The organism is Neisseria sp. HMSC067G12, assembly GCF_001812725.1.
GTDB lineage: Bacteria > Pseudomonadota > Gammaproteobacteria > Burkholderiales > Neisseriaceae > Neisseria > Neisseria perflava.
The window spans coordinates 126,027-152,041 of record NZ_KV810201.1 but is presented as its reverse complement, the minus strand read 5'-3'; the positions used below and the strand labels follow the sequence as shown (position 1 = coordinate 152,041).

At 48.9% G+C, this 26,015-nt stretch carries 26 protein-coding genes, 1 tRNA gene and 2 pseudogenes; 22 read left to right on the top strand and 7 right to left on the bottom strand.

Features of this window, described 5'->3' with window-relative positions; all coding sequences use genetic code 11:
* The first annotated feature begins 149 nt into the window (after positions 1-149).
* On the top strand, positions 150-869 hold the full coding sequence (locus tag HMPREF2871_RS05705; protein WP_199900426.1) for a hypothetical protein: 720 nt from the start codon (positions 150-152) through the stop codon (positions 867-869).
* 121 nt (positions 870-990) lie between these two features.
* Here HMPREF2871_RS05705 and mscL read toward each other — a convergent pair whose 3' ends face one another.
* Together mscL and fabI are read right to left on the bottom strand one after the other, a co-directional pair.
* A complete protein-coding gene (gene mscL / locus HMPREF2871_RS05700) occupies positions 991-1,434 on the bottom strand; it encodes a large conductance mechanosensitive channel protein MscL (RefSeq protein WP_049335827.1) in 444 nt (147 codons plus the stop codon).
* Between the two features lie 448 nt (positions 1,435-1,882).
* Complete coding sequence (gene fabI, locus HMPREF2871_RS05695) at positions 1,883-2,671, bottom strand: enoyl-ACP reductase FabI (protein WP_049344977.1); 789 nt, start codon at positions 2,669-2,671, stop codon at positions 1,883-1,885.
* 208 nt (positions 2,672-2,879) lie between these two features.
* Between fabI and ppk1 the strand changes: the two genes are divergently transcribed.
* The 3 genes from ppk1 to HMPREF2871_RS05680 all read left to right on the top strand — a co-directional run bounded on the left by ppk1 (position 2,880) and on the right by HMPREF2871_RS05680 (position 7,691).
* Positions 2,880-4,937: a polyphosphate kinase 1 gene (gene ppk1 / locus HMPREF2871_RS05690; protein WP_070629691.1), complete on the top strand. Its 2,058-nt coding sequence runs from the start codon at positions 2,880-2,882 to the stop codon at positions 4,935-4,937.
* Between the two features lie 102 nt (positions 4,938-5,039).
* The gene (locus HMPREF2871_RS05685) at positions 5,040-7,055 is read left to right on the top strand and encodes a prolyl oligopeptidase family serine peptidase (protein WP_070629690.1); all 2,016 of its coding nucleotides are present in this window, start codon (positions 5,040-5,042) and stop codon (positions 7,053-7,055) included.
* A gap of 420 nt (positions 7,056-7,475) precedes the next feature.
* On the top strand, positions 7,476-7,691 hold the full coding sequence (locus HMPREF2871_RS05680; protein WP_207798647.1) for an aminotransferase class IV: 216 nt from the start codon (positions 7,476-7,478) through the stop codon (positions 7,689-7,691).
* Positions 7,692-7,735: 44 nt separating this feature from the next.
* On the opposite strand, the gene HMPREF2871_RS05675 is transcribed toward HMPREF2871_RS05680, so the two are convergent.
* Positions 7,736-9,211 (bottom strand): DUF389 domain-containing protein, encoded by a 1,476-nt coding sequence (locus HMPREF2871_RS05675; protein ID WP_049344980.1) that lies wholly within the window; start codon positions 9,209-9,211, stop codon positions 7,736-7,738.
* 274 nt (positions 9,212-9,485) lie between these two features.
* Positions 9,486-10,140 (bottom strand): annotated as a pseudogene (locus HMPREF2871_RS05670) (IS1595 family transposase).
* A 254-nt stretch (positions 10,141-10,394) separates the two neighbouring features.
* Here HMPREF2871_RS05670 and acpP point away from each other — a divergent pair.
* From acpP to HMPREF2871_RS05645, 5 genes are all read left to right on the top strand, one after another.
* The gene (acpP, locus tag HMPREF2871_RS05665) at positions 10,395-10,631 is read left to right on the top strand and encodes an acyl carrier protein (protein WP_003679644.1); all 237 of its coding nucleotides are present in this window, start codon (positions 10,395-10,397) and stop codon (positions 10,629-10,631) included.
* A gap of 162 nt (positions 10,632-10,793) precedes the next feature.
* Positions 10,794-12,041, top strand: a complete 1,248-nt coding sequence (gene fabF, locus HMPREF2871_RS05660) for a beta-ketoacyl-ACP synthase II (RefSeq protein ID WP_049336023.1) — start codon at positions 10,794-10,796, stop codon at positions 12,039-12,041.
* Positions 12,042-12,222: 181 nt separating this feature from the next.
* On the top strand, positions 12,223-12,915 hold the full coding sequence (locus HMPREF2871_RS05655) for a hypothetical protein (protein ID WP_039861873.1): 693 nt from the start codon (positions 12,223-12,225) through the stop codon (positions 12,913-12,915).
* Positions 12,916-13,056: 141 nt separating this feature from the next.
* Entirely contained in the window at positions 13,057-13,944 is an 888-nt protein-coding gene (locus tag HMPREF2871_RS05650) for a homocysteine S-methyltransferase family protein (RefSeq protein ID WP_039861922.1), read from the top strand.
* Between the two features lie 98 nt (positions 13,945-14,042).
* Positions 14,043-15,473 carry a basic amino acid/polyamine antiporter gene (locus HMPREF2871_RS05645; RefSeq protein ID WP_049336020.1) on the top strand — a complete coding sequence of 477 codons (1,431 nt, stop codon included), beginning with the start codon at positions 14,043-14,045 and terminating at the stop codon, positions 15,471-15,473.
* A gap of 66 nt (positions 15,474-15,539) precedes the next feature.
* Here HMPREF2871_RS05645 and HMPREF2871_RS05640 read toward each other — a convergent pair whose 3' ends face one another.
* Entirely contained in the window at positions 15,540-15,869 is a 330-nt protein-coding gene (locus tag HMPREF2871_RS05640; RefSeq protein WP_003679997.1) for a rhodanese-like domain-containing protein, read from the bottom strand.
* A gap of 52 nt (positions 15,870-15,921) precedes the next feature.
* A complete protein-coding gene (locus HMPREF2871_RS05635; RefSeq protein ID WP_049344982.1) occupies positions 15,922-16,578 on the bottom strand; it encodes a protein-L-isoaspartate O-methyltransferase family protein in 657 nt (218 codons plus the stop codon).
* A gap of 182 nt (positions 16,579-16,760) precedes the next feature.
* Here HMPREF2871_RS05635 and tpiA point away from each other — a divergent pair, with 182 nt between their 5' ends.
* From tpiA to HMPREF2871_RS05610, 6 genes and pseudogenes are all read left to right on the top strand, one after another.
* Positions 16,761-17,534 carry a triose-phosphate isomerase gene (tpiA, locus tag HMPREF2871_RS05630; protein ID WP_049331716.1) on the top strand — a complete coding sequence of 258 codons (774 nt, stop codon included), beginning with the start codon at positions 16,761-16,763 and terminating at the stop codon, positions 17,532-17,534.
* 7 nt (positions 17,535-17,541) lie between these two features.
* Positions 17,542-17,901, top strand: a complete 360-nt coding sequence (gene secG / locus HMPREF2871_RS05625) for a preprotein translocase subunit SecG (protein ID WP_049344983.1) — start codon at positions 17,542-17,544, stop codon at positions 17,899-17,901.
* A gap of 15 nt (positions 17,902-17,916) precedes the next feature.
* Positions 17,917-18,002 (top strand) — tRNA-Leu (locus tag HMPREF2871_RS05620).
* Positions 18,003-18,064: 62 nt separating this feature from the next.
* Positions 18,065-18,175 (top strand): annotated as a pseudogene (locus HMPREF2871_RS11960) (IS5/IS1182 family transposase); the annotation flags it as partial.
* 22 nt (positions 18,176-18,197) lie between these two features.
* The gene (locus tag HMPREF2871_RS05615; protein ID WP_004464450.1) at positions 18,198-18,755 is read left to right on the top strand and encodes a UbiX family flavin prenyltransferase; all 558 of its coding nucleotides are present in this window, start codon (positions 18,198-18,200) and stop codon (positions 18,753-18,755) included.
* 51 nt (positions 18,756-18,806) lie between these two features.
* Positions 18,807-19,241: a PNPOx family protein gene (locus HMPREF2871_RS05610; RefSeq protein ID WP_049345016.1), complete on the top strand. Its 435-nt coding sequence runs from the start codon at positions 18,807-18,809 to the stop codon at positions 19,239-19,241.
* A gap of 53 nt (positions 19,242-19,294) precedes the next feature.
* On the opposite strand, the gene ppk2 is transcribed toward HMPREF2871_RS05610, so the two are convergent.
* Positions 19,295-20,224: a polyphosphate kinase 2 gene (gene ppk2, locus HMPREF2871_RS05605; protein WP_049344984.1), complete on the bottom strand. Its 930-nt coding sequence runs from the start codon at positions 20,222-20,224 to the stop codon at positions 19,295-19,297.
* 166 nt (positions 20,225-20,390) lie between these two features.
* Here ppk2 and HMPREF2871_RS05600 point away from each other — a divergent pair, with 166 nt between their 5' ends.
* The 7 genes from HMPREF2871_RS05600 (at position 20,391) to HMPREF2871_RS05575 (ending at position 26,007) form a co-directional block, all read left to right on the top strand.
* Positions 20,391-22,172, top strand: coding sequence for a bifunctional chorismate-binding protein/class IV aminotransferase (locus HMPREF2871_RS05600; protein WP_049344985.1), 1,782 nt, complete (start codon positions 20,391-20,393; stop codon positions 22,170-22,172).
* A gap of 101 nt (positions 22,173-22,273) precedes the next feature.
* Positions 22,274-23,134 (top strand): ParB/RepB/Spo0J family partition protein, encoded by an 861-nt coding sequence (locus HMPREF2871_RS05595; protein ID WP_049323106.1) that lies wholly within the window; start codon positions 22,274-22,276, stop codon positions 23,132-23,134.
* 280 nt (positions 23,135-23,414) lie between these two features.
* Entirely contained in the window at positions 23,415-23,768 is a 354-nt protein-coding gene (locus HMPREF2871_RS11405; RefSeq protein ID WP_049344986.1) for an ATP synthase subunit I, read from the top strand.
* Positions 23,758-24,624, top strand: coding sequence for a F0F1 ATP synthase subunit A (atpB, locus tag HMPREF2871_RS05590; protein WP_003748099.1), 867 nt, complete (start codon positions 23,758-23,760; stop codon positions 24,622-24,624). Before HMPREF2871_RS11405 ends, atpB begins: the two co-directional genes overlap by 11 nt.
* Positions 24,625-24,688: 64 nt before the next feature.
* Positions 24,689-24,925 carry a F0F1 ATP synthase subunit C gene (gene atpE, locus HMPREF2871_RS05585; protein ID WP_003748101.1) on the top strand — a complete coding sequence of 79 codons (237 nt, stop codon included), beginning with the start codon at positions 24,689-24,691 and terminating at the stop codon, positions 24,923-24,925.
* Positions 24,926-24,998: 73 nt separating this feature from the next.
* Positions 24,999-25,469, top strand: a complete 471-nt coding sequence (locus HMPREF2871_RS05580) for a F0F1 ATP synthase subunit B (protein ID WP_003708446.1) — start codon at positions 24,999-25,001, stop codon at positions 25,467-25,469.
* A gap of 4 nt (positions 25,470-25,473) precedes the next feature.
* Positions 25,474-26,007, top strand: a complete 534-nt coding sequence (locus HMPREF2871_RS05575; protein WP_004519004.1) for a F0F1 ATP synthase subunit delta — start codon at positions 25,474-25,476, stop codon at positions 26,005-26,007.
* The last annotated feature ends 8 nt before the right edge of the window (positions 26,008-26,015 follow it).

Here is a 26,015-nt window from a genome sequence, read left to right as displayed (position 1 = left end):
GAAAAGGAAATTTCTTTTGAGGAGAGTGAGAAGTATGAAGCATCAAGAAGTTGGAGTTATCGATATTTAAAGGTCAGAATCATTGCTACCTTGAAAGACTTAGCCTTTACATAGGGTTGGTCCTGTATAAAAAATAAGATCATGGAAGTATGAATATGAAGTTAAGATATTTTGAATTAGATAGACCTTATGTGGAAAATCGCCAAAGGATCGAGGAGTTGATGGACTCAGCTTCATTAAGATACGAGGAGGCCAGGATAGAGGACTACAATCAAAATTGGAAATGCCGTAGAAAAGCGTTTGTATATGAATCGAAGTGTATGACATCTATGTTGGAGCGACTCTTCAAGCCTGTTCCAACTAAGGATTGTTGGAAAATCATCATAGAATGCATGGATAAGGTCTGCAATCCTTGTATCATAAACTTACTTGGTGTCTATACTGTTCAGGTTCCATTTGATTTTTGTACCTATGAAGCTTTAGATCCTGTTGATAAGAAAAAGATGCTCTTGGCTGCCTTAGTCGAAGGGGCAAACCGTGTATTTCATAAGCTTTCTATTCCATTCTGCTTACTTGGGGATGTAGTGAATGAAATAGAGAGAAACCATTATGAAAATAGTTGGGTATGGAAAAAGAAGAAGATTCAATCCACCACTTTTTCCATTCAAGTGGAACATCAGATCGATAAAGTTGACTTGTTTTGGAATATTGAAAATAAAGACAAGAGTATTCGTCATTTGATTAAAACCTGTCCTGCTCATGAAATGGATTATGGCGTTTACCTTGGTAAATTAGAGGTAAATGATAATTTCCTTTATCTATTGGGTAAAAATAATGAGGTCGTAAGCAAGGTTTCTATAAATAAATGAAGGATAGCTGCTTGTAGTTTTTCTTAAACAGCCAACTATGTCAGAGCGATGGAGTTAGAAAAGGCCGTCTGAAATGGTTTCAGACGGCCTTGGTTTGTGTGTGTATGTTTAGGTATTGTGATTATTTTTTGTTCAGAGAGTCACGGATTTCGCGCAACAACAGAACTTCTTCGCTAGGCTCTGCCGGTGCTTCTTCAGCAGGAGCGTCGGTTTTTTTCAAGGAGTTGATGGCTTTAACCACGCAGAAGATGGCAGCGGCGATGATCAGGAAGCTGATTACAGTGTTGATGAACAGACCGATGTTCAGGGTAACGGCACCGGCTGCTTGAGCGGCTGCCAGGTTGGCGTAACCTTCTGCAGGAGCGGCTTGTGCGCCGTCTTTCAGGGTAATGAACAGGTTGGAGAAATCAACGCCGCCGATCAGCAGACCGATAGGAGGCATGATTACATCGTCAACCAATGATTTGACGATGCCGCTGAATGCTGTACCGACAACCATACCGACTGCGAGGTCGACAACGTTGCCACGCATAATAAATTCTTTAAATTCTGAAGCGATTGACATAATTAATCTCCTGTATGTGTTTGAGTCAAAATCAGATGTGATTCAATAAATCGGCAGGCATATTAACGCTTTATCGGTTAAGAAAAATTCAATAGTGTTAAATTTTGTATTTTATGCTAAAAATGCCCTGCTTCTATGCCTTCTGTATGAAAAATAGGCCGTCTGAATTTTTTTTGTTACTTTTTTGCACCACTTTTTATCCGTGGCTAAGTATCAGATAATATGAATGTTATCTTTAGAATCAATGCTCTATCGAAATTTCAAATCGAGGTAGAATGATAATATAATAATGTTGAAAACATAATCATTGAAAGCCTGTAAAGGTAATGTTTCGTATCCGTATTTGACTTTCAGACGGCCTTTTTTGTCATGCAGTTATTCAAACCATAATGTAACGGCCATAAAAAACGCACTTTCAGCATGAAAGTGCGTTTGGCGTGAAAACTGTTTAGTTCTCTTCGTCGTTCAGCGCATTGATGCTGTAACCGCCGTCAACGTAGGTAATCTCGCCGGTAATGCCGGAAGCGAGGTTGGACAAGAGGAAGGCGGCGGTGTTGCCGACTTCTTCGGTGGTCACGTTGCGGCCCAATGGGTTGTGGGAAGCGACGTGGCCTAAGAGTTTGCTTAAATCGGCGATGCCGGAAGCAGCCAGGGTTTTGATCGGGCCTGCGGAGATGCCGTTGCAGCGGATGCCTTCTTTGCCCAGGCAGGCGGCAGTGAAGCGGATGCCGGCTTCGAGGCTGGCTTTGGCCATGCCCATAACGTTGTAGTTAGGAATGGCACGAACGGCGCCTAAGTAGCTCAGGGCAACGATTGCGGCGTTGCGGCCCTGCATCATCGGACGGGCGGCTTTTGCCAGCGCAGGCAGGCTGTATGCGGAGATTTCGTGAGCAGTGTTGAACGCTTCGCGGCTGATGCTGTCGAGGAAGTCGCCGCTCAAAGCTTCTTTCGGGGCAAACGCGATGGCGTGCACCAAACCGTCGAGGCCGTCCCAGTGTTTGCCCAAGTCAACGAAAACTTGGTTGATTTCGTCGTCGCTGGCAACGTCGCAGCGGAACACGAGTTCGGAGCCGAGTTCGGCCGCCATTTTACGGACGCGCTCTTCCAGTTTGTCGACAACATAAGTAAATGCCAATTCCGCGCCTTGTTCGCGGCAGGCTTTGGCGATGCCGTAAGCGATGGAACGCTCGGAGATCATGCCGGTAATCAGAATTTTTTTGCCTTGCAAAAAGCCCATTTTCTTATCCTTTAGCAGTGGTATTGCGGTTGCATTAAACTGCGCATTATAGCAAAAACCGCTGTTTCGGCATAGAAAAAAACGGATAACCCTTTGTCTTGCCTCAAATAGGGATAAGGTTTTCTGTCAAGGCCGTCTGAAACCTGACGGAACAGCGTCAAAACGTTATACTTGATAGTCTTAATGACCGATGTTTCAGGAGTGAACTATGCCCGAGCAAAACCGCATTCTCTGCCGAGAACTCAGCCTGTTGGCGTTTAACCGCCGTGTACTGGCTCAGGTGCAGGATACGAAAGTTCCTTTGTTGGAGCGTTTGCGTTTTTTGTGCATCGTGTCTTCCAATTTGGACGAATTTTTTGAAGTGCGCATGGCGTGGTTGAAACGCGAAAACAAATTGCGCCCGCATCAGCCGCTCGACAACGGCAAAACCGCGGCCGAAACCATCGAAGCGGTGGCAAAAGAGGCACAGGCCTTGATTCGCGAGCAGTACGATCTGTTTAACAAAGTATTGCAGCCTGCACTCAGTCGCGCCGGTATTCATTTTTATCGCCGCCACAAATGGACGGCCGCGCAGAAAAAATGGATTGAAAATTATTTTGACAACGAGCTGTTGCCCATTCTCACGCCCATCGGCCTTGATCCGTCACACCCGTTCCCTCGCCCGTTAAACAAATCGCTTAATTTCGCCGTCGAACTCGAAGGCACGGATGCGTTCGGCCGTCCGTCCGGGATGGCGATTGTGCAGGCTCCGCGCATTTTGCCGCGCGTCGTCCCCATGCCGTCTGAAATTTGCGGCGGCGATGCAGGCTTTGTGTTCTTGTCTTCGATTTTGCACGCCCATGTCGGCAAACTTTTCCCCGGCATGAAGGTTAAAGACTGCCATCAGTTCCGCCTCACGCGCGATAGTGATTTGACGGTTGATGAAGAAGATTTGAAAAACCTGCGTGCCGCGATTCAAAACGAATTGCACGACCGCGAATACGGCGACGGCGTGCGCTTGGAAGTGGCGGATACTTGTCCGGCGCATATTCACGACTTCCTGCTTGCCCAGTTCAAGCTGACTTCTGCCGAGCTGTATCAGGTCAAAGGGCCGGTCAATTTGGTGCGTCTCAATGCCGTTCCCGATTTGGTGGACAGGCCGGATTTGAAGTTTCCGCCGCGCAACGCAGGCCGTCTGAAAGCCTTGCGCAAAAACGGTTCCGTGTTCAAACTGGTTAAACAGTCGCCGATTTTGTTGCACCACCCGTATCAGTCGTTTGATCCGGTTGTCCAAATGATACGCGAGGCCGCAGCCGATCCGGATGTGTTGGCCGTCAAAATGACCATTTATCGTACCGGCAGCAATTCCGAGCTTGTGCGCGCATTGATGAAGGCCGCACTGGCGGGTAAGCAAGTTACCGTCGTGGTCGAACTGATGGCGCGTTTTGACGAGGCCAACAACGTCAACTGGGCGAAACAGCTCGAAGAGGCGGGCGCGCACGTCGTGTACGGCGTATTCGGCTACAAAGTCCACGCCAAAATGGCTTTGGTTATCCGTCGCGAAGACGGCGTGCTCAAGCGTTATGCCCACCTCGGTACCGGTAACTACCACCAAGGCACATCGCGCATCTACACCGACTTCGGCATCATCACCGCCGACGAACAAATCACTGCCGATGTGAATACTTTGTTTATGGAAATCACAGGCTTGGGCAAGCCAGGTCGTCTGAACAAGCTCTATCAAAGCCCGTTTACCCTGCACAAAATGGTTATCGACCGCATCAAGCAGGAAACTGAACACGCCAAAGCAGGCAAACCGGCGCGGATTACCGCCAAGATGAACTCCCTCATCGAGCCGAGCGTGATTGATGCGCTGTATCAAGCCAGCGCGGCAGGCGTGCAAATCGACCTGATTGTGCGCGGTATGTGTACTTTGCGCCCGGGTGTAAAAGGCTTGTCCGAAAACATCCGCGTCCGCTCCATCATCGGCCGCCAACTCGAACACTCGCGCGTGTATTGCTTCCATAACAATGGTGCAGACGATACCTTTATCTCCAGCGCCGACTGGATGGGTCGCAACTTCTTCCGCCGCATTGAAGTCGCCACGCCGATTACTACGCCCGAACTCAAAGAACGCGTGATCCGCGAAGGTTTGGAAATGGCTTTGGAAGACAATACCCAGGCTTGGCTGATGCAGCCTGACGGCAGCTATGTCCGTACCCAGCCGCAAGACGGCGAGCCTGCATTTGGTTTGCAGGAAGGTTTGTGGAAAATATACGGACGTTAAATTGAATAATGTCTCAGGCCGTCTGAAATGCAGGTTTCAGACGGCCTTTTTTGATTTTGCCGTTATAATTCCGTTTCCCAATCTTTCAGCCGGCCTTTTCCTATGAAATCTTACCCCGATTCCTATCTCCATTTTGAAAACCTCGAATCTCCCGAAACGCAAGATTTTGCCGCCGCGGCGCATGTCGAAACGCGTGCCCGTTTTTTAGAAAACGACAAAGCGCGCGCATTGTCCGACGGGATTTTGGTGCAGTTGCAGGACACGCGGCAGATTCCGTTTTGTCAGGAACACCGTGCGCGGATGTACCATTTCCATCAGGATGCAGAATATCCGAAGGGCGTGTACCGCGTGTGTACCGCAGCGACTTACCGTTCCGGCTATCCCGAGTGGAAAATCCTGTTTTCAGTGGCGGATTTCGATGAATTGCTCGGCGACAATGTATATCTAGGCGGCGTGTCGCACTTGGTGGAAAAGCCCAACCGCGCGCTGTTAACACTGAGTAAATCGGGTGGCGATACGGCGTACACGCTGGAAGTGGATTTGGAAGCAGGGGAGTTGGTAGAAGGCGGTTTTCACTTTCCGGCAGGCAAAAACCATGTGTCGTGGCGCGATGAAAACAGCGTGTGGGTGTGTCCGGCTTGGGATGAACGCCAGTTGACCGAATCGGGCTATCCGCGCGAAGTATGGCTGGTGGAACGCGGCAAGAGTTTCGAGGAAAGCCTGCCTGTGTATCAAATTGCCGAAGACGGCATGATGGTGAACGCGTGGCGTTATCTCGATCCGCAAGGTTCGCCGATTGATTTGATTGAAGCGTCGGACGGTTTTTACACCAAAACCTATTTGCAGGTGTCGGCCGAAGGCGAGGCAAAACCGTTAAACCTGCCCAACGATTGCGACGTGGTCGGCTATCTGGCCGGACATCTTTTGCTGACGCTGCGCAAAGACTGGAATCGCGCGAACCAAAGCTATCCGAGCGGCGCATTGGTGGCAGTAAAATTAAACCGTGGCGAATTGGGCGCGGCGCAGCTTTTGTTTGCGCCCGATGAAACGCAGGCATTGGAAAGCGTGGAAACGACCAAGCGTTTTGTCGTGGCGAGCCTGCTGGAGAACGTACAAGGCCGTCTGAAAGCATGGCGCTTTAGCGACGGTAAATGGCAGGAAGTCGAACTGCCGCGCCTGCCCTCGGGCGCGTTGGAAATGACCGACCAACCGTGGGGCGGCGACGTGGTTTACCTTGCTGCCAGCGATTTCACCACGCCGCTGACGCTGTTTGCATTGGATTTGAACGTGATGGAACTGACCGTCATGCGCCGTCAGCCGCAGCAGTTCGATTCAGACGGCATCAACGTGCAGCAGTTTTGGACGACTTCGGCCGATGGCGAGCGCATTCCTTATTTCCACGTCGGTAAAAACACCACGCCCGACACGCCGACTTTGGTTTATGCCTACGGCGGTTTCGGCATTCCCGAATTGCCGCATTATCTCGGCAGTGTCGGCAAATATTGGCTGGAAGAGGGCAATGCCTTTGTGTTGGCGAACATCCGCGGCGGTGGCGAATTTGGCCCGCGCTGGCATCAGGCGGCGCAGGGAATCAGCAAACATAAAAGCGTTGATGATTTATTGGCAGTCGTACGCGATTTGTCCGAACGCGGCATGAGTTCACCCAAACACATCGGTTTGCAGGGCGGCAGCAACGGCGGCCTGATTACCGCCGCCGCCTTCGTGCGCGAACCGCAAAGCATCGGAGCGCTGGTGTGCGAAGTGCCGCTGACCGACATGATCCGTTATCCGCTTCTATCCGCCGGTTCAAGCTGGACGGACGAATACGGCAATCCGCAGAAATACGAAGTCTGCAAACGCTGGCTGGGCGAATTGTCACCGTATCACAATCTTTCAGACGGCATCGATTATCCGCCTGCGCTCATTACCACCAGCCTCAGCGACGACCGCGTCCACCCCGCCCACGCGCTCAAGTTCTACGCCAAACTGCGCGAAACCTCGCCGCAATCTTGGCTCTACTCGCCCGACGGCGGCGGTCATACCGGTAACGGCACGCAACGCGAATCCGCCGACGAACTTACCTGCGTATTGCTGTTTTTGAAAGAGTTTTTAGGGTAGAAGCAAGCAGCAGGACTGACTGTTTTGTAAAGTTGAGAAACAAAATACTCTTGTTTCGGCAAGTGAAAAGAAGGCCGTCTGAAAACGAATATTAAAGTTTTTCAGACGGCCTTCTTTTCTTTTAACTTTCAACATATCCCGATAAAATGGACACTTTGTAAGTGATCATTGATGGAAGACGCAATTATGGCAACCGAACCGAAAAATTATACACGATTTAGAAAATAATTCCAAACAAAACAATATATTAAAACTCAAACAAATCTTTCCCGAAGTCTTTTGCGAAGACCAAATCGACTTTGAGAAACTCAAACTCGTCCTTGGATGCAGAAAACCTTGCCGGTGTGGGCGAACGTTATCAACTCGATGCTGTAGAAACTAGTAGCGTTGTTTACAGTATTTCCAGGAGAATACTGAAACATGAACATGCACAAAAACACCCGTCTCACCCCGTCTCTGGATTTGGATATCCTCAACGGCATCATGCGCCAAGCCGTGTTGCAGCAGCTGCAAACTTACTTGGGCGCGGACACCATCATCGAAACACACATCACCCGCGACATGCTCGAACGCGCAGAAAAAATCCGCCTCTCCAACGCCTTGAGAGGCGTGTTTGAGGCGGATTTGGTGTACTAGGAACAATCAATGATTTCTCGGAAATGGATAAAGCCTGAAGGCGATTATTCGTTAGACGGTTTATCTGTCTGAGACGGTTTATCTGTCTGAGACTTGTGCGTTTGCAATATGCTCACTACCTTACCCTCATAACGCTGGCGTAACCACGCCTGTATCCGCTCGTAATCTTTGGCAGGTAGTGGCTGCTCCAATTCGAGAGAGACAACGACGATATCGTCATATGTATCTGTCTTCGGTTCTGCGTTTTTTTGGCTTTCAGACTGTTCGGAAACAGGCGTTGTTTGCGCTTTATCCCAAGCCAAGCCGCGTCCGACAACGATTTTTTCCGCTTCCGGATATTGGGCTTTTAATTCCTTAAGTACCGCTGCATCGTCGATATCGGAGGCTTTGCCTGCCAGTACGGTATCGATATAGGCCTGTTGCTCTTTCAGCTCATTTTGCTGCTGAACCGGGTTGTTTTGGCTTGCCAGCAATTCTTCGATTTTGGCATTGTCCCCTCCCGCATAGACCACGTTGACCTTCGGCTCTTTCACACCTGACGCTTCAAGGCTTTTCACGAGCAAGGCGGAAATTTTCTCGGCATTGCCCGTTCCATTGACAACCAGACTGACTTTATTTTCTCTATGGTTCAACATCTTACGCAGCACGAAAAAACCTTCCTGTTGCTTCGCAGTGGCAATGGCAGCATTGGCTCTGGTGTTGAAGATCTCCTGACGCACCAGTCCTGATGCCATATAGCCGCTCGGAATCATCACAGCCAACACGACGGCAGTAATAATGATGCTTTGCAACCGGCGTTTGGATTCCGTTACCAACCCCCTGCGCGGCAGCTTGAGCAGCTTGGAAAACAACAAGGTCGAAAAAGCGATGAACACGCAGTTGATGGCAAAAAGATATGAAGCACCGAGAAAGTAGTGCCAGTTGCCATGTGCCAGTCCGTAGCCCGCAGTACACAGGGGCGGCATCAATGCGGTAGCAATCGCCACACCCGGTATGGCATTGCCTCCTTCTTTTCGAGTCAGCGCCACAATACCCGCACTACCGCCGAAGAAGGCAATCAACACATCCCAAAGGGTCGGCTGAGTACGCGCCAAAAGCTCGCTTTGCGCCTCTTTAAGCGGGGTTAACAGGAAATACAACGTAGCGGTAATCAAGCTGATGACGACGAATATAATAATATTGCGCACGGCTTGACGGATCAGCGCAGTATCCCCTACCGCCAAACCGTAACCCATACCTACAATCGGCCCCATCAACGGCGAAATCAACATCGCGCCGATCACTACCGCCGTGCTGTTTACATTTAGACCGATACTCGCCACGGCAATGGCAAACATCAATACCCACATATTGGTTCCGGACACCCGAGTATTGGCGCGGATGACGGCATCAATTTTATCGGGATGGGCCTGGTCATGCGCAAGATTGAACACATCTTGCAACTTGGTCATGGCACCATTGTCTTCTTTTGGCTGATTTTCTTGTTCTTCTTGGTTTTTAATGTTTTCTTGGTCTTGCATTTTCATCCTTAAATCAATCTTAACGATTGTCTCTGAATATTTAATTAACTGGAATTTCGGATACTGATAATTATGCTTTAATACTGATTTCAAATATGATTAAGCAGATACCTTGCAGAAGGTTAGCATACACATGAAAACGCTGACAACGCTGATCCTGCGTAGGCCTTCACGAAACCAGCATATGCAAAAACCTTCTCTCAAATCCAATTTCTACTTTTTCAGCAGCAACCGCCATCAAAATTTTTTAAGGGGCTGTACTAGTAGATTAGCCCTAAATTTCACACCATTTTTGCAGGATTTTTAGCTGCCGGGACGGTGTGCCGAAGTTAAATCGAAATTCGCATTCTTTCAAGAACAACGGGAAAGATTTGCGATCGATTCCGTTGTATTTTCGCAAGACACGTTTTGCCTGATTCCAAAAATTCTCAATGCCGTTAATGTGGTTCTGACGGTCGGCAAATTCCTTGGAATGGTTGATGCGGTAATGGATGAAACCGCTCACGTCCAACTTGTCGTAGCTACTCAGACTATCGGTATAAACAATACTGTCCGGCATGATTTTCTTTTTGATGACAGGGAGTAACGTTTCAGACTTGGCATTATCCACCACAACGGTATAGACCCGTCCGTTGCGTTTCAGAATGCCGAAGACAACCACTTTTCCTGCCGCACCGCGACCACGTCTGCCTTTACGCCGTCCGCCGAAATAGCTTTCGTCCAGTTCGACAGAGCCCTCAAAAACCTCATCGGCAGCCAAGGCCAAATGATAGTTGATAACCATGCGGATTTTACGGTAGAACAGTGCTGCCGAATTGGGATGGATACCCAAAATATCGGCGGCAGAACGGGCGGTAACTTCGAGTACAAAAAAACGAAGCAGTTCTTTCTGTACTTTTTTTCTTTAATTTGCAGTGAGTTATCTTCATATTTCGAGGGTAACATATCTGCTAATCTAGTACAGCCCCTTGTTTTTAATAATGTTAATGTTAATACGTAACAAAAACAAATTCCTGCTTGTAGGTTAAAATCAGCATATGCTAATATGCGCAACAACAGGTTTTTCCAGAATAATCTGTGCTAAAATGCAGGATTAGATGGAAAACTCTATCCGAATTCGGTACAATACCGACGAATTATTTCCCTTAAACAACCTGCCGCAAGGCGAAAAGGAACGACTGACATGTCAAACATCGAACAACAAGTTAAAAAAATTGTTGCTGAACAACTGGGCGTAAACGAAGCCGAAGTGAAAAACGAATCTTCTTTCCAAGACGATTTGGGTGCTGACTCTCTGGACACCGTAGAACTGGTGATGGCTTTGGAAGAAGCTTTCGGCTGCGAAATCCCTGACGAAGACGCTGAAAAAATCACTACCGTACAATTGGCTATCGACTACATCAACGCCCACCAAGGCTAATCGGTCGCACCAAACATCCAGCCTCTGCTGCGCCATCGCAATAGAGGCTTTTACCTTATTATTAAACCCCTGAAATTTCAGACGGCATGAGTTTTGCCCGTTTTCACGAAGAAAAAGAGCAAGGCTGCCGCGAAAATCCCGACAACCAACAGCGAGATTATCATGAGTCAGAGAAGAGTAGTCATCACAGGTCTTGGCCAAGTATCACCGGTCGGCAACGACGTCGCCACCGCATGGAGCAATCTGCTCGCAGGCAAAAGCGGCATCGGACGGATTACCCGCTTTGACGCATCCGACATCAACAGCCAAATCGCCGGCGAAGTGCGCGATTTCGACATCGGCCAATACATCAGCGCGAAAGAAGCGCGCCGTATGGACGTGTTCATCCACTACGGTATTGCCGCCGCCCTGCAGGCCATTAATGATTCAGGCTTGGACGATTTGGAAACCCTCGACAAAGACCGCGTCGGTGTCAATATCGGCTCCGGTATCGGCGGCCTACCGAGCATTGAAGCGACCGGTAAAGCCGTCATCGAAGGCGGCGCGCGCAAAATCAATCCTTTCTTTATCCCAGGCTCGCTGATTAACCTGATTTCCGGCCATGTCACCATTCTCAAAGGCTACCGCGGCCCGAGTTACGGCATGGTTTCTGCCTGTACAACCGGCGCACACTCCATCGGCGACTCTGCACGATTGATTAAATACGGCGACGCAGACGTTATGATTGCCGGTGGCGCAGAAGGCGCGATCAGCACTTTGGGCGTCGGCGGTTTTGCCGCCATGAAGGCACTTTCCACCCGCAACGACGACCCTGCTACCGCTTCCCGTCCGTGGGACAAAGGCCGTGACGGTTTCGTTATTGGCGAAGGCGCTGGCGTGCTGGTGTTGGAAGAATTGGAACACGCGAAAAAACGCGGTGCGAAAATTTACGCCGAAATCGTCGGCTTCGGTATGAGCTCCGATGCTTACCACATTACCGCGCCTAACGAAGAAGGCCCTGCATTGGCCGTTACCCGCGCCCTGAAAGATGCCGGCCTGAATCCTGAAGACGTTGATTACGTCAACGCACACGGTACATCGACTCCTTTGGGCGATGCCAACGAAACCAAAGCCATTAAACGCGCTTTGGGCGATCATGCGCGCAAAGTCATCGTTAACTCCACCAAATCCATGACCGGCCACTTGCTCGGCGCGGCCGGCGGCGTGGAAGCGTTGTATAGCGTGTTGGCGGTACACGAGCAGAAATCTCCACCGACCATCAACATCTTTGAACAAGACGTTGAAGCCGGTTGCGATTTGGACTACTGCGCCAACGAAGCACGCGATGCGAAAATCGACGTTGCCATCTCCAATTCCTTCGGCTTTGGCGGTACCAACGGCACATTGGTATTCAAACGCTTTACAGGCTGATAGAAGGTTTAAGTAGATTGAAAAGGCCGTCTGAAACTGGATTTCAGACGGCCTTTTTTTATTTTGAAAACTAAATACTCTTGATAATCTGTATCATTTGTATAAAAATACTGATTCCTATCAATATCGCCCGGATTTTATCGGGTAATCAACCCAATTACATTTTTATCAGGAGTCTGCAATGAAAACCATCCGTATTCTGGCATTGGCCGCCGCGCTAGCCGCCGTGCCTGCATTTGCATCTGATTTTGGCCATGAACAGGCATTGACTATAGACGGTAAGCCTGCCCATTTGGCAGAAACTTCAGCCCGTATTTTGGCAAACGAAACCCTGACTGCGCCGCAACTGGTCGAAGATATCACTGATGGATTCGGTTCGAAAAAAATTCCAGGTTATAAATTGATGATTATGGGCCGCACTTATTCGGTGGCGGCAGAAACCAAACCGCCGAAAGAGGGCCAAACTCAGTGGCGGGACAATACGTTCATTCATCGCGGCGTAAAACTGTTTGTCGGTATTCCGGTCAAAAACGGCAAGATGGATTTGGCGTCTGCCAGATTGATTAATATCGGCGTGGTTGACGACAACGGTGGTGCCGCGCCTCATGATGAGGGTGAAAAAATCCGTCCGGTCGGTAAGCAGCTGATGTCCCCCGATACCAAAGTGGGAAATGTGAAACTCAATATTGCCAAACTGACGTTGCCAAATATGAAATTAGGCGAAACCAGTGGCGGTGGTGTGAAATTGGAAGCATCGGCAACATTGGACGGTAAGCCGATACAGACCAAAATCGACAGCACGTTCTCCCGCTTCTATTCCGCTAAACCAGCCGCTACACGGCCGTTTATGGCAGATGCACGGTTTGTGAAATAATCGTAAAGGCCGTCTGAAATCCTGCTTCAGACGGCCTTTTATATAACGAAACTGCATAAGTTTAGTTTTTCATAGATTAAAGGTAAGGAGTTAAAAAAGCGTAGAATGGCGATTTTAAAAATTCATCATTGGAGGTCGATCATGACGGTAACGATTTTAGACGGCGGAATGGGGCGTGAACTGCATCGGCGTGGCGCACCGTTTCGTCAGCCGGAATGGTCTGCTTTGGCTTTGATGGAAACACCGGAGATTGTACGCGAAACGCATTTGGACTTTCTTCGCGCAGGCGCACAGGTGATTACGACCAACAGTTATGCGCTTGTTCCGTTTCATATCGGGCAGGAGCGCTTTGATGCTCAAGCTGCCGAATGGGCAAGGCTTTCCGGCCGTTTAGCGCGTGAAGCGGTGGAACAAAGCGGGACTACTGCAAAAGTAGCCGCAAGCCTGCCGCCGTTATTCGGTTCTTACCGCCCTGACTTGTTTGACAAACAAGTCGCACCTGCTTTGGCGCGCCCTTTAATATCGGGTTTGATGCCGTTTGCTGATATTTGGTTGGCAGAAACCGTATCCAGCTTGGAAGAAGCGCGTTTCTGGCGCAGCAGTCTGCCTGATGACGGTAAGCCGTTTTGGGTATCGTTTACTTTGGAAGATACGATGCCGCATGATGTACCGGTGTTGCGTTCGGGAGAAACCGTGCACGAGGCGGCGGATTTCGCGGTAGAAATAGGTGCGGCGGCAATGTTGTTCAATTGCAGTCAGCCTGAAGTAATGGCAGAAGCTTTGAAAGTGGCACATGAAGCCCAAGGCCGTCTGAAACTGGGTGTGTACGCCAATGCATTTGAACCGGTACAAGGTCAGATGAACGAGGCCAACGACGGTTTGGATCCGATTCGCTCCGATGCCACGCCGAAAAATTATTTGGCATGGGCGAGACAATGGGCGGATTTGGGTGCTGAAATCATCGGCGGGTGCTGCGGTATCGCACCTGAACATATCCGTGCGTTGGCGCAAGGATTTAAGGCCGTCTGAAAGCAGCTGCATAATATTTTGATACGGTTAGAACAGGCTAAAAAAGCCGGTAATGCCGTCGCTTCACAAACACATAATGATAAAAATCAGGAATAAATATGTCGCAAAAATCTCAAATCGGCTTGGCCGCGCTGACGGCCTTGGTTATCAGTTCCATGATTGGTTCGGGTATTTTCAGCCTGCCGCAGAATATGGCTGCCGTTGCAGGTTCGCAGGCTTTGCTGTTGGGTTGGCTGATTACCGGTGTGGGCATTATCTTCCTCGGCCTGTCATTTTCGGCCTTGTCCAAACTTAAGCCCGAATTGGATGGCGGTATTTATACGTACGCCCGCGACGGCTTCGGCGATTTGATGGGTTTTTTCTCGGCGTGGGGCTATTGGCTTTGCACCACGGTCGGTATTGTCGGCTATTTGGTGGTTGCGTTTGAAGCAGTAGGCGGATTTGTCGATACGCCGGACAACGTGATTTTCGGCAAAGGCAACACATTTGCTGCTTTTGTTGGAGAATCAGTAATTGTGTGGCTGATTTACTGGTTGGTGGTGCGCGGTATTAAAGAAGCGGCAGGAGTGAACCTGATTGCGATGGCAGTCAAAGTATTTCCGCTGATTTTATTTATTGGTATGGCAGCCTATTTCTTTCAAACCGAAGTGTTTATGTCCGATTGGACAGGGGCGAGCCTTGCTACGCCTGAAAATCCTGATGTCAGCCTGATGACGCAGGTGAAAAACACAATGCTGATTACGCTGTGGGTGTTTACCGGTATTGAGGGTGCGGCGGTTTTGTCCAAGCATGCGCGAAGTCGTGCTGATGTCGGTCGAGCAACCATTATCGGCGTCAGCTTGACGCTGGCCATGTATGTGGCAATTACCGTCTTGGCTCAAGGCATTTTGCCTCGTGCGGATATTGCAGCAATGGCTAATCCGTCTATGGCGGGCGTGTTGGCGCACATGGTCGGCTCTTGGGGTAAAGTGTTGATTTCTTCCTGCCTGATTGTGTCTGTGCTGTCGTCTTATTTAAGCTGGACGCTGTATGCGACCGAGATTCCGCACATGGGTGCGAGAAACGGCGCATTTCCAAAATCGTTTATCCCGTTGAATAAAAACGAAGTGCCGCAGGGTTCATTGATGTTTACCACCTTGACCGTGCAGTTTTGCCTATTGCTGGTGTGGTTAAAAGGCGAGGATTATTCTGCCTTGCTGATGGTATCGACTTCCATGATTTTGATACCATATTTGTTAATTGGTGCATATCTGCTCAAATTATCGCTGACACAAAAGGCCGCGGCGAAATACCGTCTTATCGGCGCGGCAGCAACGCTTTATGCGGCTTGGATTGTCTATGCGGCAGGCACGGAATATTTGCTGCTTTCAGTCTTGCTCTATTTGCCCGGCGTATTACTGTTTTTCTATTCGCAAAAGAAACACTACGGAAATTGTCAGTTCAACCGTATGGAAAAAGCCGTATTGGTATTGCTGTTGATTTTGGCTGTGCCGGCCGTACAGCAGTTTGTCGCTAGCTTACAAGTGTAAGCAGAAAGGTTTGAAAAAGGCCGTCTGAAATCCAGTTTCAGACGGCCTTTTATTGATAAAACCGATTCAATATCGCATCATTTTGCTGTCAACCTGCATTGCCCAAGCATCAATACCGCCTTGCAGGTTGTAGAGGTTTTCAAATCCGGCGTCTTCCAAATACATTGCTGTGTGCAGGCTGCGGATGCCGTGGTGGCAGTAAACGACGATGGGCAAATCGTCGTCGGGCAGCTCGTTTTGGCGCAGGGGGATGAGGTTCATCGGGATGTGAATGGCAGCGGGCAGGGTGCAGATGGCGCGTTCTTCATCGGTGCGGACGTCGAGCAGATGAAATGCGCGGCCTTCGTCCTGCCATTGTTTCAATTCGGTGGGCGAGAGTTGGATGATGTCGGTCATAGGGTCGGGTATGAAAGTATGAGGCCGTCTGAACTTTCAGACGGCCTATTGTTTAAAAATCGAAATCGCCGAACGGATTGGCCGATTTGTCTTCCAAGTGTGCCACGACGGTGTCGAACAATACCTTTTCGGAAAACTCATTGCCGTTGCGCGTCAGCAAAAGCGCGCGTTGTACCGGTTTGCGGCCAACGATGACCACCATGCGGCCGCCGTCTTTCAGTTGCTCTTTCAGAATTTCAGGTACGCTGTCTACTGCGCCGCCCACATAAATCGCATCAAAAGGAGCGCCTTGTGATGCTTCGGTCAGGCCGTTGTTTTGCACATAATCGACGTTGGCAAAGCCTAATTCGTCCAAAACTTTTTTGGCGTGTTGCTGCTGCTCGGCATCGATGTCGTCAGTGACGACTTTGCCGGCCAGTTTGGACAGCAGGGCGGTTGCATAGCCTGAGCCTGTACCGATTTCTAAGACGGTTTCGTCTTTTTTCAGTTTCAAACCTTGAGCCAGGCGGGCAACGACTTTGGGTTCCAACATCTTATGGCCGTTGGTTAACGGCAGCTCCATATCCGCATAGGCCAAACCTTGAAAAGCCTCGCCGACAAAATGTTCGCGCCCGATCTCCTCCAAAGCATCCAAAATGTCGAAGTCCAAGACATCCCACGGACGAATCTGCTGTTCAACCATATTGAAACGCGCTTTTTCAAAGTCCATATTTGTGCTCCGTTTAATTCTTAATTTTATCGAAGCATACATTATAAATCCTTGTTGGAGAGTGTGCCATCTTTCAGACGGCCCAGAGGCTTGTTAATAATTGCCAAGCGCACATATATCCACTAAACTTTCACATTACACGACGCTACAACAAGCAACAACCAACACACGGAGCAATAAAGATGTATCACCAAATCGGAATGTGGGACCAAAAATGGGTTATCGGCAACTGGAAAATGAACGGCCGACTCCAAAACAACAATGCGCTTATGCACCGCTTCCGTGTCATGCCAACCGCAGAACGCGTGTTAATCGGCCTGGCCGCTCCGACCGTTTATCTGTTGCAACTGCACAACGCCATGCAGATTGTTTTGAACAACCGCATCTTGACCTGTGCGCAAGACGTGAGCCGTTTCCCGAATAACGGCGCGTACACCGGCGAAGTATCCGCCGAAATGCTTGCCGACATCGGTACAGACATCGTCCTCATCGGCCACTCCGAGCGCAGCCTTTATTTCGGCGAGAAAAACGAAATTCAACGCCGCAAAATGGAAAACGTCCTCAACGTCGGCCTGATTCCATTGTTGTGCGTCGGCGAAAGTCTGGAAGAGCGCGAAGCCGGTAAAGAACACGAAGTCATTGCCCACCAGCTTTCCATCCTGCAAGGTTTGGACACCAAAAACATCGCCGTTGCCTACGAGCCGGTTTGGGCGATTGGTACAGGCAAAGTCGCTACCGTCGAACAAATCGCCGACATGCACGCATTTATTTACAAAGAAATCTTGTCTTTGTGCGGAAGCGATGTTAAAATCCGCGTTCTTTACGGCGGAAGTGTGAAAGCGGATAACGCAGCCGACATCTTCGCAGTACCTCATGTAGACGGCGCATTGGTTGGTGGCGCGTCATTATCCTATGACTCCTTTACCGCCATCATCAACGCAGCACAAGCCTCGTAGAAAACATATGGAAGCCTTTAAAACCCTTATCTGGATTATTAATATTATTTCCGCTCTATTCGTAATCGTGTTAGTATTGCTGCAACACGGTAAAGGTGCGGATGCCGGTGCAACATTTGGTTCCGGCAGCGGTAGCGCGCAAGGCGTATTCGGTTCTGCCGGTAACGCCAACTTCCTCAGCCGCTCGACTGCCATTGCCGCAACATTTTTCTTTGCGACCTGCATGGCGATGGTGTATATTCACACCCACTCCAATAAGCACGGTTTAGACTTCAGCGATGTGAAGCAGACCCAGCAAGCTCCTAAGCCTGCAACGCCTGCACAAAACAATACAACTCCTGTTGCACCGAATCCTCAGCAGCAGTAAGACAATTTGATTTATGCCGACATGGTGGAATTGGTAGACACGCTATCTTGAGGGGGTAGTGGCCGTAGGCTGTGCGAGTTCAAATCTCGCTGTCGGCACCACATTAGAAAATCTAACCGCTTTTTAGCGGTTATTTTTTCGTCTTGAGAATCTGCCTTTCATTTATAGTGGATTAAATTTAAATCAGGACAAGGCGACGAAGCCGCAGACAGTACAGATAGTACGGCAAGGCGAGGCAACGCCGTACTGGTTTAAATTTAATCTACTATATCTTTAGGCTGAGACAGGGAAATACAATGAAGCGTTTGGTTGTCGGCATCAGCGGTGCCAGCGGTTTTCAGTATGGCGTGAAAGCTTTGCAGCTTTTGCGTGAGCATCAGGTAGAAACGCATTTGGTGGTTTCGCAAGGGGCGGAGATGACCCGCGCTTTGGAAACGGATTACACCAAAGAAGATGTTTATGCTTTGGCGGATGTCGTGCATTCCGTCCGTAATGTCGGGGCAAGTATTGCCAGTGGATCGTTTTTGACAGATGGAATGTTGATTGCGCCGTGTTCAATGAAAACCTTGGCTTCGGTTGCTCATGGATTTGCCGATAATTTGCTCAGCCGTGCGGCGGATGTAACGTTGAAAGAGCGGCGCAAGCTGGTGTTGATGGTGCGTGAAGCGCCGTTAAACTTGGCGCACATTGAAAATATGCGCCGCGTGACAGAGATGGGCGGCATTGTGTTTCCTCCCGTTCCGGCTTTATATCAGAAGCCCGAATCCATTGAAGATATGATTACACACAGTGTCTCCCATGCTTTGGACTTGTTCGGCATCATTCAAAACGATGTGCCGCGCTGGCAGGGCTGATGTTTCAGACGGCCTGAGTATAAGTTACGACTGAGAATGAAGATAAAAACCATGCAAACGATTCCTGCCAATATAGTGAAGTTTTTGAGCAATCATCATGTCGTCAGTATTGCTGCTGCGGAAGAGGGCGAAGTTTGGGCGGCTTGCTGTTTTTATGTATTTGATGAGGCAAATGCCCGATTGATTGTGCTGACATCTTTGAAAACGAAACATGGCGGAATGATGAGCCGGTCAGCCAAAGTAGCCGGTACTATTGCCGGACAGCCTGACAGCATCACGAAAATCAGCGGCATTCAGTTTGCGGCGACTGCCGCTTTGATTGAGGATGAAGCGGATTTGAAAGCGGCGCAGTCTTTGTATTACAAAGCGCATCCTGCTGCTCGAGTGATAAAAAGCGATGTTTGGGCATTGAATTTGGACAGCGTGAAATTCACTGACAATAAATTGGTATTCGCACAAAAAACGTACTGGAATCGCGAGGATTAAGAAAAGGCCGTCTGAAAGATGAAATTTCAGACGGCCTTTGGTAATGTTACAAATTAATCGTGTCCGAGATCGACAGTTTTTTCTTTATGACGTGTATCGGGAACCAAAACAATTTTTTCGTCCACTTTACCGATGGCTTTCACGTCTTTGCCCGGATAGTCCAGCTGATGCAGGAAGTAGCGGATACAGTTCAAACGTGCACGTTTTTTGTCGTCGGAACGGATGATGACCCAAGGCGCGTCGCCGGTGTGGGTGTGGAAGAACATGGCGTTTTTGGCTTCGGTGTAGTCGTCCCAGCGGTCGAGCGACTGGATATCCACTGGAGACAGTTTCCAGTGTTTCAGCGGGTCATCACGACGGGAGATGAAGCGACGGAGTTGTTCTTCACGGGATACGGAGAACCAGAATTTGAACAGATGGATGCCGCTGGCAACAAGCATACGTTCCAATTCAGGGGTTTGACGCATGAAAAGCAGGTATTCGTTAGGTTCGCAGAAGCCCATTACGCGTTCTACGCCGGCACGGTTGTACCATGAGCGGTCGAAGAATACCATTTCGCCTGCGGTCGGCAGGTTTTGGATGTAGCGTTGGAAATACCATTGGCCGCGTTCGGTAGTGGTTGGTTTCTCCAAAGCAACCACGCGCGCGCCACGCGGATTCAGGTGTTCCATGAAGCGTTTGATGGTACCGCCTTTACCGGCTGCGTCGCGGCCTTCAAACAGGCTGACGATACGCTGACCGGAATCTTTAACCCAGCTTTGTACTTTCAATAATTCGATTTGCAGCTTCTGTTTTTCTTTTTCGTAAACAGAGCGACGCATACGTTGTTTGTACGGGTAGTTGGCAGGAAGCGGTGCGCTGCCGGAATCTTCGTCAGTGCCGCGTCCTTCGTGTTCCAAAACAGCCTTTTCGAATACTTGCAGCTGGTCTTGTTTCTCGCCCAGTTCAACATTCTCGAACGGTTCTAATTGGTGGTCTGCCATAAAGTCTCCTTATCGATTAAGTTTTAAATGATATAGTGTGGTATGGTTTGATTCTACCCTTTTATGCCTCGTTCGACTACATAAAATTACATTTGAGTGCTTTTTTTGAATTTGTCTGCTAACTTATGTAAAAGCAGCGTATAATCAGCCTATTTGTACAGCAATCATGCCTTATTTCGCCCTGTTTGACGATGCCGTGAGCGGCCGAGCAAAACTCTATCAAAATCATGTAGAAAGCCATCGGTTTTATCATAACGAACTGGATTCGTTAACAAGTATTTTGCAAGCCGGCTGGAAAAAGGGTTTGCATGCAGTGTTGTTTGCAGACTACGAATTCGGGTTGCCGCTGATGGATATTCCGTCTGGCCGCAGTGGCAGTCTGCGTTTGCATTGGTTTGCCGATTATTCCGAAATCGATGCCGAAAACTGGCTGGCCAATCATTCAGACGGCCTTGAGGCAGGTATTTCCACTCCCCGATTCTCCGTATCCGAAGCCGATTATCTCGAGCATATCCGTCAAATCCACGAAGCCATCCGCCGCGGCGACACCTATCAAATCAATTACACCGCACGTCTGCACCTGCAAACTTACGGCAATCCGATTCAACTTTACAGCCGCTTGCGCCAGCCTGTGCCGTATGCCGTTTTGTCTTGTCTGCCCGACGGGGCAGGGCAGGAAGCGTGGACTTTGTGTTTCTCTCCCGAACTTTTCCTCAAAATTGATTCAGACGGCCTGATTACAACTGAGCCGATGAAGGGCACTGCGCCGATTCTTTACGATGGACAAGATGAACGCCGTGCGGTTGAGTTGCAAAACGACCCGAAAAACCGCGCCGAAAATGTGATGATTGTCGATTTGTTGCGCAATGACCTCGGCAAAATCGCGCAAACGGGCAAAGTACGTGTACCTGAACCGTTTAAAGTTTCCCGTTTCGGCAGTGTTTGGCAGATGACCAGTGCCATCGAAGCGCAGGCGCTGGCTGATGTTTCGGTTGCCGATATTCTCCGCGCAGCCTTCCCGTGCGGCAGTATCACCGGCGCACCCAAACGCATGAGTATGCAGATTATTGAGTCCCTTGAATCCGAACCGCGCGGTTTGTACACAGGCAGCATCGGCTTTTTGCATCCGTGTGATACGGGTTTGGGGTTTGAAGGCGTGTTTAATGTCGTGATCCGCACTTTATCTCTGAAGCCGGTTTCAGACGGCCTTTATCAAGGTGTTTATGGTGTGGGTTCGGGGATTGTGATTGATAGCGATCCGGAGGCCGAATATCGCGAGTGCGGTTGGAAGGCGCGTTTTCTCAATGAATTACGGCCTGATTTTGGTATTTTTGAAACCATGCGCGTGGAAGACAAACAATGCCGTTTGCTTGATTTGCATTTGGGCCGTCTGAACAGCTCGGCGCAAGCGCTTAACCTGCCTTGGCCTCAAAATGCAATAGAGCAAATCCAACATTATATAGATGCGTTGCCAAAAGGGTTGTTTAGAGTCAAAGCCGCCTTGTTTTCAGATGGCCTTGCATTGAGCCATGCGGCTGTTTCTGAATTGAGTGAACAACAATACGTCATCTTGAGTGAGCACACATTAAGCCAACGCGATTATCTGCGCCGTTTCAAAACCACGCGCCGTGAAATTTTTGACCAGGCGTGGAAAACGGCAGAAGGGCAGGGCGCATTTGACACCTTGTTTTTCAATTCAGACGGCCTGTTGTTGGAGGGCGGAAGAAGCAATGTGTTTATCAAATATCAGGGACAATGGCTTACGCCGTCTTTGGATTTGGATATTTTGAACGGAGTGATGCGCCAAGCGGTATTGAAGCAGCCTCAGCTTTTAGGTGCGGATACAATCAAAGAAACCCGCATCACGCGTTCTATGTTGGAAAATGCGGAAGAAATCCGCTTAAGTAATGCTTTAAGGGGCGTGTTTGCAGTTTCGCTCCGTAAATAAATGGCAAGGGTCAAATCATCGTGATTCAAATTGTCGTAAAGCGGCAATATCCGATAGAATACGTCATTTCAACAATGAGGCCGTCTGAAAGGGAAAACAATATGGCAAAAGCAAAAGGTGGATTGGGACGCGGTTTGGATTCGCTGATTTCCAATGCAGTGGACAGCAGCAGTAGCGACCGCCTGACAACGGTTGCCATCGCCGATATTCAGCCCGGCCGCTATCAGGCGCGTGTGCAAATGGATGACGAAGCCTTGCAGGAATTGGCCGACTCCATTAAAGCGCAAGGCATTATCCAGCCGGTTATCGTACGTGAACGTGGTTTGTCTCAATATGAATTGATTGCCGGCGAACGCCGTTGGCGCGCTTCCCAGTTGGCCGGTTTGACTGAAATTCCCGTCGTCATCAAAACCATCAGTGACGAAACCGCGTTGGCCATGGGTTTGATTGAAAACCTGCAACGTGAAAACCTCAATCCGATTGAAGAAGCGCAAGGTTTGAAACGCCTTGCCGACGAATTCGGCCTGACTCATGAAACCATCGCAAAAGCCGTCGGTAAAAGCCGCAGCGCCATTTCCAACAGCCTGCGCCTGTTGAGTCTGCCTGAGCCGGTTCAAGAAATGCTTTACCAACGCCGTCTGGAAATGGGTCATGCCCGTGCGTTGCTGACCTTGCATGTGGTCGATCAATTGGAGTTGGCGCAAAAAGCCGTCAAAAACGGCTGGTCGGTGCGCGAAGTAGAACGCCGCAGCCAATTGGCGCATCAAAAAGCCAAGCCCGAAGCAGCCAAAACCATCAGCCCGGATATCCGCCGCATCAATGATGCATTGACCGAGCATTTGGGCGTTAATGCCGAAGTCAAAACCAGCAATCAGAAAAAAGGCAAAATCGTGCTGCATTTTGATACACCGGAAACATTCGAATATTTGCTGAAGCAGTTAGGCATCAATCAAGCGTTCTAACGGCTTTATAAGCAGAACAGGCCGTCTGAAAAAAGCTTTTCAGACGGCCTCAATTTTTGAAAAAGCGTAGAGCGTATAAATGTTTACAATACAAATCAAAATCTTCTGTAAAATCTATGTAACAACATGTAATTTGTGTTAAACTCCGTTCCAGCAAAGATTTGTTTTATATGTGTTAATCATTTATTTGTGAAAAGTTCACAAAGATTAACATATTGCTTGACGTTAACAAACTTCTTGATTATATTAGCCTGCCTTGCTTTTTGGGGTACAAAGTACAATGAATCAGATAGTCCCATTGCAAGTGATTGTATTATTAATAATTTCAGTTGTTTGTGCATTATTTTCCGGATTGCCCGGCTTCCTCTCTGCTTTGGCGGGAGGATTTTCGTACATTGTGCCTACCCTGGTTGCAGTTTTACTTTTAAAGTTTTCCCGACGAAATCCCGAGTTGCAAAGCTCGATGTTTGTCGGCGGAGAGGTTTTAAAAGTAGTGCTGTCGCTGGTATCCATGTCGGTCGTTTTCGCGATATGGCATCGATCACTGGTATTTTACCCATTTTTATTGGCGTTTCTTGGCGTCAGTCATTTGGTTTTTTTAGTATTGTTGAGAGTAAAACACTATGGCAGGTGAAACTATGACCGCTGCCGACTACATCAAGCACCACTTGCAAAGCTTGACCAGTATGTCGGATGTTACTCAGGGTCAAGGACTGAAAAACATTGCTGATTTTTCGTTCATTAACCTTGATGCAATCTTTTTTGCCGTTCTGTTGGGCGTAATCGGCAGCTTCCTTTTGTGGCGCGGCGCTAAAAAAGCGACGGCTGGTGTTCCCGGTCGTTTCCAAGCGGCTGTTGAAATTCTGTTCGAATTCGTGGATGACATGTGTAAAAGCATTATCCATAACGAACAATCGCGTAAAGCCGTTGCCCCATTGGGTCTGACCTTGTTTGTCTGGATTCTCTTGATGAACGCCATGGATATGCTGCCGGTTGATTTGCTGCCGATGGCATGGCAAGGCATTACCGGTAATCATCATGCCCTGTTGCGCGTCGTGCCGACTGCTGACTTGAATACGACTTTGGCTCTGGCGATTGGCGTATTGCTGATCTGTATTTACTACAATGTCAAAATCAAAGGCCTTGGCGGTTGGATTCACGAGTTGTTCTGCGCGCCTTTCGGTCCGTGGCTTGCTCCGGCCAACTTCCTGCTGAACTTGGTAGAGTTTTTGTCCAAAACCGTATCCCACGGTATGCGGTTGTTTGGTAATATGTATGCTGGCGAGCTGGTGTTCCTGTTGATCGCTCTGTTGGGCGGTGCATGGGCGTCAACCGGCAGTGTCGAAACTTTGGATCCGATTTTATTTGTGTTCCACCTGATTGCCGGTTTGGCTTGGGCGATTTTCCACATTTTGGTCATCACCTTGCAGGCATTTATTTTCATGGCGTTGGCGTTCGTATATATCGGACAGGCGCATGATGCACACTAATCAAGTAGTTTTTTCGTAGTTTATTTTTTGTAGTTTAACCTTTACTATTTTAAGGAGTTTAAAAATGGGTTTGATTGCTATCGCATGTGGTTTGATCGTTGCCTTGGGCGCATTGGGTGCCTCTATCGGTATCGCAATGGTTGGTTCTAAATACTTGGAATCTTCTGCTCGCCAACCTGAGCTGATCGGTCCTCTGCAAACCAAACTGTTCTTGATCGCTGGTCTGATCGACGCGGCTTTCTTGATCGGTGTGGCTATTGCCCTGTTGTTCGCCTTCGTTAACCCGTTTGGTGGTGCGTAATCAAGACGGAGCGATCCGTTCAGATACAGGCTTGCCGTCTGTTTGATTAACCCAGATACGAAGGTTAAGTAACGTGAATATTAATGCAACCTTATTTGCGCAAATCCTAGTTTTCTTTGGCTTGGTTTGGTTTACGATGAAATTCGTATGGCCTCCGATTGCCAAAGCATTGGATGAGCGTGCCGCAAAAATCGCCGAGGGCTTGGCTGCCGCCGAGCGCGGTAAGAGCGATTTTGAGCAGGCAGAGAAAAAAGTTGCAGAACTTATGGCCGAAGGGCGTAATCAGGTAACCGAAATGGTTGCCAACGCCGAAAAACGTGCTGCGAAAATTGTAGAAGAAGCCAAAGAGCAAGCTTCTCATGAAGCAGCACGCATTGCAGCCCAAGCAAAAGCTGATGTAGAGCAAGAAGTTAACCGTGCACGCGAAGTGTTGCGCGAACAGGTCGCTTCATTGGCTGTTAAAGGTGCGGAATCTATCCTGCGTAAAGAAGTCGATGCTTCCAAACATGCAGATCTGCTCAGTGCCTTAAAACAGGAGCTGTAATCTTATGGCAGAGTTCGCAACGATTGCCAGACCTTATGCGAAAGCATTGTTTAGTCTGGCTCAGGAAAAAAACCAAATCGAGTCTTGGTTGGGCGAACTGAAAGAACTCGCAGCGGTTGTTCAGGATGAGAAAGTCATTGCTTTCATCGAGCAGCCGGAAACGGGAGCTTCCGAAAAGGCAGAAACGCTCAAAGGTCTTGTCGGTATCAAAAATGTCGAATTGGCAAATTTTATTACCGTTTTGGCCGAGCAAAAGCGTTTGCTGGTATTGCCGGAAATTTATGCCCAATATCAAGATTTGACCTTGATACACAACAATACGAAATCGGCAGTAATTTACAGCGCGTATGAGCTCAGTTCTCAGCAGCTGGCCGATGTTACCGATATCCTGACAAAACGCTTCAACAGCAAATTGGATGTGGTAGCTAAAGTTGCCCCTGAATTAATCGGCGGCATCAAAGTAGAAGTGGGTGATCAGGTCTTGGATTTGTCCGTACAAGGCAAACTGAATGCTTTGTATGCGACTATGACAAATTAGGAGAGTTT